Source organism: Ekhidna sp., from assembly GCF_963691765.1.
In the GTDB taxonomy this organism is placed as follows: domain Bacteria; phylum Bacteroidota; class Bacteroidia; order Cytophagales; family Cyclobacteriaceae; genus Ekhidna.
This window is the reverse complement of the sequence record NZ_OY829375.1, coordinates 228723-245280: the sequence shown is the minus strand read 5'-3', so window position 1 is coordinate 245280 and position 16558 is coordinate 228723. Positions and strand designations below refer to the sequence as shown.

11 protein-coding genes are annotated in these 16558 nt (G+C 38.7%); 1 reads left to right on the top strand and 10 read right to left on the bottom strand.

Annotated features, from left to right (window positions below; genetic code table 11):
* Nucleotides 1-158: 158 nt before the first annotated feature.
* From ACY650_RS01140 to ACY650_RS01095, 10 genes are all read right to left on the bottom strand, one after another.
* Nucleotides 159-1517, bottom strand: a complete 1359-nt coding sequence (locus tag ACY650_RS01140; RefSeq protein WP_462250893.1) for a S41 family peptidase — start codon at nucleotides 1515-1517, stop codon at nucleotides 159-161.
* A gap of 63 nt (nucleotides 1518-1580) precedes the next feature.
* Nucleotides 1581-2084, bottom strand: coding sequence for a GNAT family N-acetyltransferase (locus ACY650_RS01135; RefSeq protein WP_462250891.1), 504 nt, complete (start codon nucleotides 2082-2084; stop codon nucleotides 1581-1583).
* Complete coding sequence (locus ACY650_RS01130) at nucleotides 2084-3508, bottom strand: glycoside hydrolase family 47 protein (protein ID WP_462250889.1); 1425 nt, start codon at nucleotides 3506-3508, stop codon at nucleotides 2084-2086. The genes ACY650_RS01135 and ACY650_RS01130 overlap by 1 nt, the downstream gene beginning before the upstream one ends.
* 25 nt (nucleotides 3509-3533) lie before the next feature.
* A complete protein-coding gene (locus ACY650_RS01125) occupies nucleotides 3534-6668 on the bottom strand; it encodes a VPS10 domain-containing protein (protein ID WP_462250887.1) in 3135 nt (1044 codons plus the stop codon).
* A gap of 19 nt (nucleotides 6669-6687) precedes the next feature.
* Nucleotides 6688-7155, bottom strand: a complete 468-nt coding sequence (locus tag ACY650_RS01120) for a GNAT family N-acetyltransferase (RefSeq protein ID WP_462250885.1) — start codon at nucleotides 7153-7155, stop codon at nucleotides 6688-6690.
* 1 nt (nucleotide 7156) lies between these two features.
* On the bottom strand, nucleotides 7157-9790 hold the full coding sequence (locus tag ACY650_RS01115) for a M14 family zinc carboxypeptidase (protein ID WP_462250883.1): 2634 nt from the start codon (nucleotides 9788-9790) through the stop codon (nucleotides 7157-7159).
* 112 nt (nucleotides 9791-9902) lie between these two features.
* Complete coding sequence (locus tag ACY650_RS01110) at nucleotides 9903-12494, bottom strand: ABC transporter permease (RefSeq protein ID WP_462250881.1); 2592 nt, start codon at nucleotides 12492-12494, stop codon at nucleotides 9903-9905.
* Nucleotides 12491-12823, bottom strand: a complete 333-nt coding sequence (locus tag ACY650_RS01105; RefSeq protein WP_462250879.1) for a PadR family transcriptional regulator — start codon at nucleotides 12821-12823, stop codon at nucleotides 12491-12493. The genes ACY650_RS01110 and ACY650_RS01105 overlap by 4 nt, the downstream gene beginning before the upstream one ends.
* A 70-nt stretch (nucleotides 12824-12893) precedes the next feature.
* Nucleotides 12894-15503 carry an ABC transporter permease gene (locus tag ACY650_RS01100; RefSeq protein WP_462250877.1) on the bottom strand — a complete coding sequence of 870 codons (2610 nt, stop codon included), beginning with the start codon at nucleotides 15501-15503 and terminating at the stop codon, nucleotides 12894-12896.
* A complete protein-coding gene (locus ACY650_RS01095; protein ID WP_462250875.1) occupies nucleotides 15500-15838 on the bottom strand; it encodes a PadR family transcriptional regulator in 339 nt (112 codons plus the stop codon). The genes ACY650_RS01100 and ACY650_RS01095 overlap by 4 nt, the downstream gene beginning before the upstream one ends.
* Before the next feature lie 187 nt (nucleotides 15839-16025).
* On the opposite strand from ACY650_RS01095, the gene ACY650_RS01090 reads away from it, so the two are divergent.
* On the top strand, nucleotides 16026-16520 hold the full coding sequence (locus ACY650_RS01090) for a GbsR/MarR family transcriptional regulator (RefSeq protein WP_462250873.1): 495 nt from the start codon (nucleotides 16026-16028) through the stop codon (nucleotides 16518-16520).
* Nucleotides 16521-16558: the final 38 nt, after the last annotated feature.

The following is a 16558-nucleotide window of genomic DNA, read 5'->3' as shown; positions in this document are numbered from 1 at the left end:
TCCGATAATAGGATGCACAAAGCACACCTTAGGTATCAATTTATTTTATCAAATTGATAATTGGAGCATTTATATGATAAGTGGACAGAAAGGACGGGGCAATAGCTTACGGTTTCATCATGAATGAGAAATCACTAAGCATCAGGTGTTTAGAGCTACTATTTTATAAGTTCCGATAAAACAAACTCCATTTCTAGATCTTGTTCGTCAACTAAATCGTTGAATTGGTATTCGATTACGTGGTCTGGAATAAGCCCTCTATCGTTGGTTGTTTGCTTTTCAGATTTAGGGAAAATTGAAAGATATCTGGGGATTCCGATGCTTACATCAGAATGCAAGACATCCACGTATTGCTTAGATCCTGCTGAAAAACCTTCGTATCTCGTAGCTGTTTCTTGACCAACGAAAATTGCATTGGCATACTCTTTTAAGAACCTCGCCAATGAACCGGCAGAAGAATAGGTTCCCGCATTAACAATGCCTATAACCTGGCCTTGAAAGCTAATTTTATTCTTTTTTGGAAACTTGAAGGTTTTCTCTTTGCCGTGCCATGATAGGCTCTTTCTCAAGTAAGGATGACCATTGTCAGTTTTAAGGATATAGGGTACGATATCATTTGAGAACTCTTTTTTTCCACCATTATTATTTCGCAAGTCGATGATGAGCGTTGATACATCAGAACTTTGAATTTTTTCAAATATTTCCTGATAGAATTTGGTAGACTTTATCTCGTACTTTTCAAGCTTTTGACGATTGAAGGTCTTAAGTTTTAATAATGCGTAATTGTCAGTTACCTCAAATTCATAAACATCGCTGATACTTTCTTTGGACTGATCTGTTGATTGCTTAGAAGCACGTTTTTCGTAGTTAGATAAGATTTCACTTCTTTTAAGCGCACCAATCGTCACCTTTTTGTTCTCGCCAGAATCAATGCTTTGATAAGTAATTTCAAAACTACTTGGCGTATCAATATATAGGTAATACATCCAATTTAACCCAGCGCTAATAGAGCGATGCACGTACCCTACAATGTTGCCATCAGAATGAATATATCGCATTAATTGATCAAGAATCTCTTGAGATGACTGCCCATTTATCGCGATAATTTTGTCTCCCTTAGAAAGCAGATTTTCATTCGAATAATCATTCCATATGTAGATGCTATTATTTAATACTTCAACGGTTAAGGGGAGGTAGTTGTAGGTTTCACCAACAAACCCCTTGTGAGGTGTATCCTTCCAGTTACCCATAGCAAAGTGACCTTCATTGCTTGCCGTGCATAATTCTGAAACTAGTCGAAAATGCTCAATAGGAGAGAAGGAGTCTTTGTCCAAACCCGCAAGTATCTCATCGTAACGAGCATCAAAATTTGGATTGTATATATCAAGTCCAGGATTGTAAGTTCTTATGTCCTTCCTCAAAGCTTCTAGACTTTCAATCACTTGATCTTTTGTTACTTCTTGACATAGCGATGTGAAGAAAAGGAATTGGAGTGCAACTAAAGAAAGGGCTCTCATGATGTTGTTGTTAGGTTCATACTTTAGTTAAAGACATGATTCTTAAGTTAAGGATGCAAGAATCTAATTTTTCTTCAAAACATATAGTCTTATATCATCATCGCTGTCTTGGATTCGAACATATCCAGCGTGCTGAAATCCAAGCTTCTCAAGTACCTTGTAAGATCCGATGTTATCATCGTTAGTGATAGCGCTTACATATTCCACTTGGTACTTGCCAAATGCTAACTCAACCATAGCCTTAGCTCCTTCCGTAGCGTAACCACGTCCTTCATGTTCAGAAAGCAAAGCGTAACCAATATCTAATCCATCTACACCTTCTCGATTGTGCAAGCTACAGGTTCCGATAAGATCACCTGTATCCTTATGTACCATTACATGATTGACAAAGCCTTTTGTAGATAGATCTGGATCCATACGCTCATGCATATATGCGATAGCGTCTTCAGCCGTATAAACCTTTCTGTCTCCAATCATTTGATGCCACTTTTTAGTATTCATCAACTTGCATAGAAATTCTGCGTCATCGATGGTTATTAGTCTGAGATATAGTCGCTCGGTTTCCATTAATCGATGATTCCCAAATATGTGGATAGACTGTCAGCGTTGAAATGACTCTTTTTAAAAGGGTGAGCCTCTGTATTGAATATGTAGTCATTAAAATTGAATACCTCTTGATCAACTGCTGCCAAATAAAAGTACTTAAGTGTCTCCGCGTAAAAGTAAGTGGCTAAGTAATCCTTTGCTTCTTTAGTTCTAACATCCTCAACAGCATTGAATGCTGTTTCATTCCTACAGCACTCATTCATGTCTTGCCAATACTGCCTGATCATAGCTGTATACTTTTCATTACCGGTGATCTGTTGTAAGTAATATGCCGATTCTACTATCTCTGGATTTAACTCTGAATTCGCATATTCTATGCTATCATCAGCATACAAGTAGCGTGTTGGAAGTAGTCCATATTTATTCCATAACCAATCCCAAGTAGCCATGTTTCTCTCTGCATTTTCAAGATCACCATGCAATGCTTGTACTGCTGGGAAGAATGCGTCGTACAAAGACATCGATTGTTTTACTTTTTCTCCAGTATGCATGTCTACACAAGCATAAAATAGCTTTCCGTTATATTCATCTGCGTAGTATTCATTGATCTTAGCTAAGCTGAATTCCCACATCGCAAGAATCTCCGGGTCTGGAAATAAAACTGCACTCTTAAACATATATTCATAATAAGAGTCTACACCTGCTTGTAAGTAGGACCAGTTGTTGGTCCATTCACCAGTTTCAACATTGATATAATCCCCAGGAAGGCCAATAGCTGATTTACGATCGAATACGGCTTTACTTGCTTTTTTCGCCGCTTGATAATATTTGGGATCCTTAGCATAATAGCTCAATACGCCGAACTCAACCAGATACGTTGCAGCTTGGGCTGTATTGACTACATTTCCTTCACCTTCACCTTTATTACCGGCAGTGGCACCTGTTCGCAGATTGACCGAATGATACGGTATCCCAGTGGGTGAATCAAAAGCAGGGAGCATTCGATCCCCAAAGTCAATAGCCTTTGCTAGAACTTCTGGATTTTTTGAGAAATCATAGATTGCCAATAATCCTCCCAAAATTCGAATGTTGACTTCAAAAATTTGGACATAAACATCTTTATCCCAATCAAAAGACAATGCGTATGCTTCAACTTCGGCAGCGTAATCGTCGAGACCCATCACAGCCAATGTACTGTAAGCGTCGAAAGGGGAGATGCCCAAAGATTCTTCATACCAGTTGAACCCAGTTTTAGATAGTGGAAGAAGAACGTCATCACCCCAAGCATACGTTTTGTATGCCTCCCATGAACGAATCATTTCAGCTTTCACAGCTTCTTCCGAGTATGCTATATCGGTAGATTTTGTGGCTTCATCACCTCCTGAAGATTGGCAGCTAAAGAATAGTCCAATTATTACTACTGCGAAATAAGTACTTAGTCTCATCAATAATTTATGTCGATCTCAAACACTAATCTTCTAAAATGACCGCAGGCAAATCGAGCGTTCTATACATTTCATTAAATGTTTTTAGCTCAGCATCAATCAATTGAGCTCTTCGTTCTGCATAAGTTTGCCACTCTTTTCTAAGATCTTCAAATCGTTCTTTTGCGCCACCAGTTACACGTGGGTCTGCCACATCGATAAAACTTTTCAAACTCATCATCTGCGTATTTAATTTGTTTTCAAAGTTGATTACATCCTGAAAAGTCTTTTGCTTAGGTTGAATCAATTCGTTTTCCCATTTTTCAATCTTGCTTACCAATGCTTTGGCAGTGTCCAGAAGATCCTTAGCTTCCTCATTTCCTTTTAAGAGCTTTTGGTATCCTTTTAATTGTGATTTAGCCGAGCGCATTGTATTTACACTTTCATGCATTTCTTGAATCATTGATTCAATATCCATCATCATTTTTTGTTGCTCATTCCACTGGCTATCTGAATATTCTTGGCCTGGTACTTCCAATATATTGACAGAGATGCTTAATGTATCGTCTTCCAAAGGAATTTGAATCGTATAGGTTCCGGGACTAACAGTTGAGCCTCTGTAGTCACCAAATGCGAAGACGCCATTAACCGCAGGTAGTGTTTCTCTTTTAAAGTCCCAGGTAAAACGATTGATTCCTTTTTTAACTGGAAGTAGGGTAGGAGCAGGAGGTCCACCTTGCCATGTCTTGAAGTTCTCATCTTTCTTACTTGAAAAAGTTCTGATAACTTCTCCTTCTGCTAAAATTTCAACTTTAAACTCAACGCTATCTGGGAGTTCATCTGAAAGGAAATAGTCAAAGGTTACGCCAGTCTGAGGATTTCTTCCAGCATCTAAAGGAGCACTGCCTCCCAATATTCTGTAGTGATTTTCTTTTGAATAAAGCCCACCATAAATTTTACCTTGACCTGCTGTTTGTTGGATGGCGCTAAGGTCATCCAAAATCCAGAAAGACCTGCCGGCAGTTGCAGCAACAAGATCATTTTGTCTGATAGTTAAATCATTAATTGGAACGAGGGGTAGGTTCAGTTGGAATTTGCTCCAACTCTCACCGTCATTATCTGAAAGGTATAAACCTGTCTCTGTTCCTGCATATAAAAGTCCTCGCACCTTAGGGTCTTCTCTAACCACTCGAACAAATCCATTTGGATCATCAAATCCATTCGTGATTTTCGTCCAGCTGACACCATAATCATTGGTCTTATAAACGAGAGGAGTCAAATCGTTGAATTTGTATCTCATCACAGCTATATATGCTGAAGCCGGATCATGAGGAGAAACTTCTATGGAATTGATAATGCCTTCTTGGAGGCCTTTAGGAGTAACATTAGTCCAATTCTTACCATCATCTTTGGTGATATGAACCAAGCCATCGTCAGACCCTGCCCACAACACACCTCTTTCATGTGGTGATTCAACCAAATACATAAGTGTATTGTAGTTTTCTCCACCAGCAGCCTCATTGGTATAAGGCCCACCTCCAGGACCTTGTTGAGTGGTGTCGTTTCGTGTCAAGTCAGGAGATATAGTTGACCAATTTTGTCCTCCATCGGTGGTTTTGAAAACCATGTTCCCTGCATGGTAAATGGTGTTGGGATCAAATAAAGAGGCAATTATTGGAGCATTCCAGTTGAAGCGGTGTTTGAAGTCTTTAGGAATACCACTCAAGCGCTGCTCAGGGTACTGCATGATCTGCTTTCCTTCGTTACTCTCTTTTACCCAACGTTCGATGATGCCTTGATAGCAGCCACCATATATGACCTCCGGATTTTCTGGATCGAATGCCAGATAGGCGCTTTCGCAACCCGCAACTGAATACCAGTCTTTCCAACCTATACCAAATCCATTTGTCCTACTTGGTACTGCAATTGCAGAATTGTCCTGCTGTCCACCGTAAACATTGTATGGAACTTGGTTATCAGTGATCACCCGATAGAATTGTGCAGTAGCTTGATTTTGTTGTGTAGACCATGATTTACCACCATTTAATGAAACATTACCTCCGCCATCATTTGAGTTGATCATCAATAGATTGTTGGTCGGATTGATCCATAAATGATGGTTATCGCCATGGGGTGTTGGCATATTTTGAAATGACCTACCTCCATCGATGGACTTCATTGCAGGTGCATTGAGCACATATACTTTGTTTTCATCCTGAGGATCTGCAAAAACTTCCATGTAATACCAAGACCGTGTAACAAGTACACGTTGACTATTGACCTGACTCCATTTTTTACCTGCATCATCCGAACGATAAAGTCCAGATTTGGAGCCTTCAGATTCGACAATCGCAAAAACTCGGTTTGAATTGGCTCTGGAAACTGAGATTCCAGCTTTACCCAACTCTTCAGGAAGACCTTCTTCCATCTTTTCCCAACTTTCGCCGCTGTCTACAGATTTATAGAGTCCTGAGTTGGGACCTCCGGATGAAACCGTCCATGGATAGCGCTGATGTTGCCACATTGCAGCGTAAAGGATACGCGGATTGTTCATATCCATCGAAAGGGAGGAGGCTCCTGTGTTATTTGCTACAAATAGTACTTTGCTCCAAGTATTCCCACCGTCGGAAGATTTATAAATACCCCTTTCAGCAGTAGGCCCGAACAGCGCACCTTGAACTGCTACATAAACGATATCTGGATTTGTAGGATGAATCACCACATCTGATATATGCATGGATTTATCAAGGCCTATGTGCTTCCAAGTCCTTCCTGCATCGGTGCTTTTATATACACCATCTCCATTTGATGTCATGACACCTCGAACAGCATGTTCTCCCATCCCTACATAAATCACATTTGGATCCGATTCCGAAACAGCGATGGCGCCAACTGTGCCAGTTTTTAGCTGACCATCTGAAATATTTTTCCATGTGATACCGGCATCATCAGTTTTCCAAATTCCACCTCCTGTTGTCCCCATGTAATATGTCATAGGGTCAGATACTACTCCAGATGAAGCGACACTGCGTCCACCTCTGGTAGGGCCTATGTTTCGCCACTTCATTCCCTCATAAAGTGAAGCATCCAATCCTGAAGGCTCAGCATTCTTTTTCTTCTTCTGAGCATCGACGGCTATACATGCACAGCAGGCAATTAAAATAAATAGTGTTTTTTTCATGGTATTTAGGTTAGGTAGTTTATTGATTTAGAAGGTAATAAAAATGAGAGACATGTTCTTCTTCAGTAGGTTGAGTTTTACGATAAAAATCAAGCGCATTATCATCGGTTTTATCTGCTTGTACGAAGACTTCTTCATAGCCTTTTCCCATACAGTATGAGTTAAATGATGCGATCAATTTCTTTCCAATACCTTTTCTTTGATAAGATGTGTCGACTGCTAAATCGTAGATATAAGCGAGCGGTTTTACGGAATAATATTGCATCAAAGTATAGGCTGTAAGACCTCCAATAACAGATTCTCCATCTTTCGCACAGAATACCATAAAATCATCTTTGGAAAGAAGATTGCTAAGATGTGATGATGATGGTATTTTGAAATTTTCCATTTCAAAAACATCTGCAAAAAGTTGGATGACCTTCACGAAAAGTTGAAGGTCATCCTTAGTTAGCTGATAGATTTCAATATTCGCGTTAGAAACGCTCACTTTAGAATCCAGGTAGAATCATGGTAGCATTTTGCATCATACGTGATGGACCGAGCCAAAACATTCTGTACTGCGTATTATCTATTAAATACACGATTTTACCTTGCCCTAATGGTGCGACTCCTGCAAAAGCCTGACCTGCTATGTGATTCAAGTTCTCATTTGAAGCATATCCAGCGACAAGTAGTTTTGTTGGATCTTTTTCGTAGTATCCAACTGTTTGAAATTTATCAGAAGGTTTCAAAACATTGTTGCCAAACCTCAATGAGTAAAGTTTTGATTTGAGACCAAAAGCTAACGGGTTAGTTGTATCAATTGTCGAATTCATTGCGGAACCAGGAACTCGACGTTTACCAAAGTAATCTTCGCGGTCCGCATATTTTAAGTAATTCCTCTGATCGCTGCTATCCTTTGGTGATTCCTTCATTTCGACTCCTAAAATCTTCGAGTTTTCCTTAGTGAAGAATGGGGCAGCACTTTCAGTGGCAATTATAGTACCTCCATTTTGTACCCAGTCTTTAAGTTGCTTTTGCTGATCTTCTCCGAAAAGTGCCTTCAATGTGTTGCCACCACCTGGAAGAATCAAGACATCGTAATCATTTAAATCTGCACCTCCAAATCTAAAGCCCTGCTTAGGGAGGCTTGTTTGTTCTAGTGCAGTAGTTCTTATCCGCTCAATAGGCAATTCTGTGATCCAATCGAATAGGAAATAGATTTGCCCACTGGTATAGGAGCTAAAAGGAGGGTCGACCATTATCGCTATTCGTGGCTGTTTTATAGGACGATTACTTGAGCTAGCTAAATCAGCTCCAGTTTGCATTCTTCCGGAATTAAAGCCAACGATTTTCACTCCAGCTTCTTTTGCTATCGCCTTAATATCAGAATCGATTTCTGTTGCCTTTTCTCTATTTCTACCTTTTAATATTACTAGAGAACCAGATGAAAAATTCATGGTCGCATCACTAAATGGTTCTTCGGCAGACCTTACATTGTATTTCTTGGCCCAAAGTTTAGCCAATGCTTTAGGTGCATCTCGTTGAGACCAGTCAATAACGTATGCGTATCCTGCACTGCTATTTATTACTTCGCCCTTAGAAATAATAAGGTCTTCAATTTCTGTCATGTTTACTGAAAATGATCCTTCAGTTGACCATGCTTCTAAGTTATAAGCTATAGGAGCTGACCAAGTTGACATGTCATACATGACAGAATCTTCGATGGTCATATTACGCTCCATGATACTATTTATGAAGAGCGCACGTGGCTGATTGGCAGGCACTATGTATGTGCCTTTTGGTAACGTTTTTTTAGTTGTTTTACCCGTTCTGTAGTCTTTGGCGCTGCCTACTTGAAAGTTATTATCAGCTTGATACACTTTAACACCATTCCTTTTAAGTACATTCACTACTTCGGATGAATACATCTCATTTGAGAAGAAGTAGGCTTTTGTTTTTGATTTGCTATTTGATGGTTTCCATGCTTCATAACTATATTTTAATAGCTCTTTTCTGTTTTCCGCAGATGCTTTTATTGTTGCTATTGAAGTAGTATAATGGTCAAAAATTCGTTGACGTAGTGTTAAATGATAGCCATCATTAGTTTCTACAATACGTCCACCAGCTGAATGCCCTCCTTGCTCTGTTAACATTCCAATTGCTCCCATTGTGCTTGGCCAACTAGATCCATAACCGGGATAAAAAAAATCAAAAGCTTCTCTTGTGAAGTAATTGATTTGATGTTTGTCAAATTGGGCAACATTGGCATCACCGAATACCTTTGACCAAGCTTCGTATGAATCAGGAAGTAGCTTATTCCTTGGTGTAGTTCCAGGCATTGTGAAATAGTTGGAGTTGTAGCCTTGCTCGTGGTAATCAACATGTGATTGTGGCATCCACTTTTGATACTCTGCGGTTTGTCCTCTTGATTCAGGATGCACGCCCCAAATCCAATCTCTGTTAAGGTCAAACCAATAATGATTAGTTCTTCCTCCCGGCCAACCTTCAAAGTGTTCTATGTCTTTTGGCTCTACTCCGGGACGCTTGATTCTTTTCATCGATTTGTACCAATATACGTACCTGTCTCTACCATCCGGATTGATACAAACAAACATTATGATTACAGAATTTTTTAATATTTCCGCTGTTTCATCATCTGTTGCTGCCGCCATTCTATAAGCTGCTTGCATTGCAGATTCGGCAGTGGAAGCTTCATTACCATGAATATTGTATGAAAATGAAGTGAAAACTGGTTGATCTTCGAGAATGGATTGTGCTTCCGAGGAAGAGGCATTTAATAGCTTCAGATGAGTCTCTTGAATTTGATCTATGTTTTGGATGTTCTCTTCGGAGGAGATGACAAGATTTATGAGGGGTCGATCTTCGTAGGTTTTCCCATACTCATTATAGATCACTCTTGGGGATTCTTTTGCTAATTGTTTATAATAAGAAACAATGTGTGCGTATCCGGTAAAACTTTCGCCAAGTTCATATCCCAAATGTTCTTTTGGTGACGTAATTGATTCATCTTTAGGAAGGTTGGATTCGAAATCAAACCTTTCTGCATCTACAACTTGAGGTTGGCCCCAAGCCATGGCTGTCATACCTAAACATAGGCATAAGGTGAGGATTTTTTTCATAATACTTAGGTTTAGAAGAACCTGAATTTACGAACCCTCATTGACATCTTTGAGATGTTTCTCGGCTAGATGCAATAAAATATGATAGGCGGTTGCCTTGCTGACAACCTAATTACTCATTTCTAATCACTTCTGTTGGGTTAAGTCGAACCACTTTTAATGACTGAATAGTAACTAGCAATAGGATGACTAGTGCAGTAATTATCAAATTGATTGGGAAAATTTGATATGGAATATTAATGCGATACGCAAAACCTGATAGCCAAAAATCCATGATCCAAAAACCTAAAGGCCAGGATATCAAGTTTGCAATTACTGCAATCCATATAAACTCTCTGGATAGTGTTTGAATGATCTGTGAACCAGAAGCTCCAAATATTTTACGAAGACCTATTTCCCTGTATCTTTTAATCGTATTGAAAGTAGATAGCCCTAATATTCCAATTGTAGCTATAATAACTGCTATGAACATTGCAAATATGGATAGGCTGCTAATGACCTTTTCTTGTTCGTAAAGTCTTGCATATTCTTCATCCAATATTTTAGACTTCATGTTGAAGAACGGTTCAAACTTGTCGTATTGATCTTCAATGAAATCCAGAGATTCTGCAGTTTTATTCTCATCGTACCTGATATACATCGTACCAGCATTTTGAGGTCTTATTTGATAGAGAATGGTCGGTATTATCGATTCGTGTAATGATTCTGTATTGAAATCCTTAATGATACCCATCACTTTATATCTATCGCCAAAAAGAGTGATACGTTGACCAACGGGCTCTTCTAGCCCCATTCGCGAAACTGCACTTTCAGTTAAAACTACTTGTAGTGCAGAGTCTTGTTCGTTGAATTGTAAACCATCAATAATTTCCAATTCAAATACATCGAGCAGACCATTATTTGCTCCAATCGGCTTGAATTGAATCTTTTCATCTTGATTTTTTCCTGGCCAGGATACGGCATCTGATGCATAGGTAGCAGCAATCATGTTGGAATTTGTGACACCTATATCGTCCACAAGGGGATTTTCTTTTAGTCTATCCGCGAAAGCTTGATAATTCCTAATATGATTAAATGTGGGCTCCATTTCTAGTATGCCTTTTCTATCATACCCGGTATTCAGCGTTTGTAGGTAGTTTAATTGCATATAGAAGACACTCGTAACCAGTACAATTACTCCTGAAATACTTATTTGAGCAATGGTTAACCATCTTCTGACATTCTTTTTACCACCGCTATTGAATGGTAGATTTTTTAATACCCGAATCGGATTGAACCTAGCAAGAAGTAATGCAGGGTATATTCCTGAAAGTAAAGTTGTGATCACAATGATCGCTGCCAATTGTACGATGAAATCAACACTCAGAATGAATTGGATTTGATCTCCAGTGAGCTGATTTAATGATGGAAGGAATGTATATGCTAAAGCCAAAGCAATCATGGAAGCTATAATCACTTTAATGAATGTCTCTGCAAAGAATTGAAAATGCAGCGATGATCTGCTAGCGCCGTTGACCTTTCTAACTCCAATTTCTTTTCCTCTAAGGGATGATTGCGCAGTGGTTAAATTAATGAAGTTAACCATCGACATAGCCAAGATAAAAATGGCAAATAAGCCGATAATTCGCACATACGAAATCAGTCCTCCAGATGCTTCCCCATCTTTAAAACTGTCGTATAAATGAAGTTTTTTCAGAGGATGAAGAATAATTCCTTCATTATCATGCTTTTCCAGGATTGACATGGAGTTGATCTGACCTTCTACAGCACTTTTGTCGTCATTCCTCAATAACATGTAAGTGATAAATGAAAATTGCTGAATGTTTTCTTCAGAAACACCCCATAAGCGATATGCAAGATCGAGTGGAGCGATAAATTCAAATTGAATGGATGAGTTGGGAGGGAGGTCCCTAAAAATTGCAGAAACAGTAACCTTATGAAAATTATCCATGAGATAGTCCTTCCCAATTGGATTGGTATCACCGTATAACTTCTTTGCCAGTGATTCCGAAAGTGCAATACTCATTGGTTGTTTTAAAGGATTGGAAGGACCTTCGATAATTTCAAAATCAAATATTTTGAAGAAAGAACTGTCTGCGTAGATCCCCTTGCTATAAATGCATGATTTTTCTTCATCAATTTTAAAGCATTGTTCAGATGGCCATCTCCAATTTGAGATAACCTTAGTTAGATACTCTACGCCAGCAATACTTTCCTCTATCTGATTGGATACTTCTAAAATGACTCCAGGTGTAGTTTGAGTCTCACCACTACTAAAGCTGTTTGTGAAAGCCTTGTAGATTCGATCATTTTTCTCATGAGTCTTATCGAAACTGTTGTGGTAGTCAATCCAAAATATGGCCAAGAAGACAACCACTAGGCCAAATGAAAGGCCGAAAATGTTAATGAAATGGTGTAATGGTTTTCTGACAAGCTGACGGGAGAATGTTTTAAGGATATTTCTCAGCATAGCAATTTGATTTAGGATGATGATGTTCCGTTTCAAGGCGAATGGTCTAATGAAGTTGAAGGTGTTGCTCCAGTACCTTCTGTTTGATTTGAATCGGCTTAAACTCTCACGATCAATCTGATATTGTTCAAACAGATCTCCTCTAATAGGTTCTACCCATTCTTCCTTACAGAAGAACTCTAGAAACCGATCTGCCAATTTAGGAGGCTCGAATGTTGGCTTTTGTCTGTTCATAGATTCTTCCAAGCCAGCGCCGGTATTTGATTCCAAAGGGTATTTCTCAAAGAACGATTGTACTCGATAGCTTGCTTACCGCTCGCTGTTATTTCATACAGCTTTTTGCGCCTTCCACCGCGCTCATGAGTTGCATCTGCGAGGTGAGATTTTAAGAATCCTTTTTCTTCTAATCTGCTGAGTGCTGAGTGTATTGCACCGATTGCTGGTGACCTTTTGGTTTGATTAGCTATCTCCTGCTTGATAGCCAGTCCATATGCATTGGGGTAGAGGACCCCAATTATTAGAAGGACCAATTCTTCAAATTCACCAAGATGTGTGCCTTTCATTTTATCAATTTTCGTAAATGTAGAATAAATACATTTACTACAAATACGAAAATTGATAAGTTTAGTTTAATCATTCATCTTTCAGAGCCTTAGAAGGGTTGGCTACTGCAGCTTTATAGGATTTAGTACTTACAACTATCCATGTTATAATCAATATGATAGCGATTGGAATGGTCAATAGGTACCAAGACAGTTCAATCCTTGTAGAATATTCTTGAAGCCAATCATCTAGCCAGTAAAATGATCCTCCAATACCAAGAATACTTCCTGCCAGGACCAACTTCGTAAAGTCTTTAATGATCATTCGAATTAGGGAAGGGACAGATGCTCCCATGACTTTTCTAACTGCAATTTCTTTAAAGCGTTTTTGAAGAATGAAAGTAGTCAGCGCAAATAGCCCTAGCAAAGCGATAAAGATGGCCATACCGGAGAAGGTAGTGAAGATCATTCCAAAACGCCGCTCGGCTTCGAATTGAAGTTGGAAAGTTTCATCTAAGAAGCGCGCTTCGAATGGATAGCCTCCGGAAATTTGAGACCACTGCTCTTCTACTTCCTCATATACCTTTCTGAGATTTTTGCTAGAGAATTGAACTAGTATGAATCTTTGATGATAAATACCAATTTCATAAGCATCCCATCCGTATCGAATTATTAAAGGTTCAACCTCTCGTTTTAACGATGCGAAATTGAAATCTTTAACTAAGCCAATGATTGTATAGTCAATGTTGTCTCGTCGCAATTTTCTGCCGACAGCATCTTCCCATCCAAGCTCTTTTACTAGTGCTTCATTTACAATAATTGAAGCAGTATCTGGGATGAAATCCTTTCTGAAGAATCGACCATCAAGTAATTCCATGTTGAGCATTTTCTCAACACCCGGTGCCAGGAATGCATTGTTTGGACTGAATGACTTACTTCCATCAGGCACCTTGTATCCATAATCGGGGAATCCATAAAACGGGACGTGACTTGCTTTGCTTACCAATTCTACCGAAGGTATTTGTTCGAGCTGCCCTTTTAAAACATCATATTTACTTTCCAATTGGATACCATTGTTCACGACAAGTGTATTGTTAATATCAATGCCGATATCTTGTGATTTTAGATATTCTACCTGTAGATAGATCACAAGGGTAACAGTGATAAGAAATACAGAAGTGGCGAATTGAAAAGCAACTAATATATTCCTAAGAGTAGCTTTGCCGCTTTTAGTTATCCCACCTTTAAGAGCGTCAATCGGGTTGAATCTGGACATTACATAGGCTGGATAGCTTCCAGCCAATGGACCAACAAATACCAATAAGACAATTAATACCAGAATGTTTCCTGGTGTGATCAAATCCACAACATCGAATGCCCTCTGGGTAAGCTGATTGAAGAGTTTTATTGAGAGAACTGCCAGTAGTCCGGCCAAGATTACTGATATAAATGTTATTAATGTCGATTCAGTAATAAACTGTAAGATGATGTTCTTCTTTTGCGACCCAAGTGATTTTCTTATGCCTACTTCTTTTGACCGAACTGCTGACCTTGCCGTTGAAAGATTAATGTAATTAATGCATGCAATGATCAATATGAATAAAGCAATGAGACTAAATATTAGAATACTTTCAGCATCACCCTGTGTTCCTAAAGTGAAGTGAGATTTCTTTAAATGAATATCAATCACAGGTATTAGGGTAAAGGCAAAATTTCTATTAGGGTACTCCTTTACTAAAGCTTCAAAAGATTCATGTCCAGTGTAGGCGATATAATCAGGACCCACCTTCTTTTCATAGAGATCGGCTAGCATTATAGATACATCGCCTCTTCTTGCAGTGGGTTTAAGCTTTGCATAAGTGAAAGTGTTATTACCACTCCAGTAATATTTCTGCTCAGGATCTACAGGGTTTGATGCGATGTATTTGTAGGGGATATGCGTGTTTTTAGGAGGGTCTGATACAATTCCAACTACTTTGAATGGGTCACCATCAATTTCTATTATCTCATTCATAGCTTCCTTATCGGGAAAAAACTTTGCTGCAATGGTCTCGGTAAGTATCATGTGGTCAGGTTCCGAAAGAGCATATTCCTTACTGCCTTTTAGTAATTCGATATCAAATACACTTAAGAAATTTTCATCAACCCAGAGTCCTCCATCTTGTAAGATCCCTTGATTCCCGGCTTCTAGAAAGGATTCCATTAGTCCGTTGACCTTGGTTGCTGCTTCTACCTGAGGAATCTCAGCTTGAATTGTTTGTGCGAGCAATGTTGGAGTCCATCTCCCGTTATCTCCATTTGCAACACGGTACATTCTTTCGATATCTGGATAGAAATTATCGTAGCTCCTTTCATGTAGAATGTACATTGAGATAAGTAGGGTAGAAGCAATGGCAACAGCCAAACCCGAAATATTTATCGCGGTATAACTCTTTTGTTTGATTAGTGTCCTTATTGCAACTTTTAAGTAGTTTTTGATCATGGCAAGTGTGGTTAATTGTTCGTAATCATCTATTCCTTTTAAGTATCGTAACCTGAAAAATCGAATCGTATTCCACCCAAATTGGCGTTTAGCCTTTCGAGTAGATCCATCTCTTAAGAAGATCTCGAATAGGTCGCCCTCGATCTGCTCTACATACCTTTCCTTGTAGAAAAATCGAAGAAAACTCAGTGCCCATTTTGGAGGAGAATACTTTTTCATCCGTATCCTAGAATTGTTTTTGGAATCTGTTCATAAAGCGCATTTCTGGTTTGATGAACATAAGCGATGGCTCTAGATCCTTCCGCTGTAATTCGAAAGAGGCGCTTTCGTCTGCCACCACGTTCAGCACTGGCTCCGCCCATGTACGAGGAGACAAAGTCTTTCTTTTCAAGACGATCCAGTACAGTATGTACAGCGCTGATGTTTACTTTTCTCCCGATTTGACTTTGGATTTCATCCATCACTTTTACCCCGTAGGCTTCTTCATTGAGAATAGCTACAATCATGAGTACCAGTTCTTCTAGTTCTCCTAATTGATATGATTTGCTTTTCATGTTACTTATTGCCATTGATTACATTCATAAATGTAAATCAAATTGACAGTTAAATTCGAATTCATTTCTTTTATAGATGTAGATGAAATGAGAAGGTTGCAATCTCATTGAATTTTTTTTGTATTAAATATTCATTATTTTCAATAAATTTTGAAACTTTAGAAAATTGATTTACGTTTGTCGTGATATGCAATACGAAGAAGCTAAATCAAAATTCATTCAGGCATGGGGAACTCTCGGATCAAGTTGGGGCATAAATAAAGCAATGGCTCAGATCCACGCACTGCTATTGATTTCTTCTGAACCAATTACTGCAGATGAGATAATGGAAGAATTGCAGATGTCCAGAGGTAATGTCAATATGAATGTCAGAGCGCTAATGGATTGGGGGATAGTTCAAAAACAGAATAAGGCAGGAGAGAGAAAAGATTTTTTTATTGCTGATAAAGATGTTTGGGAATTAGCTCGTCAGGTTTCGAGAGAAAGGAGAAGGAGAGAGATTGAACCAATAATCCGCGTTTTATCAGATGTTCAAAAAGTTGATGGAAAAAGTGATGAAATTTCGGAATTCAAGTCGGTAACAAATGAACTCAAAGAATTTTCAACGAAAATTGACAATGTGCTCGAAAAGTTTGTTAAATCGGATCAAAATTGGTTTTTAAAGTTGTTGATGAATCTGTAATATTTTTTTAAACATAATTTTCAATAATTTCTGAAAAT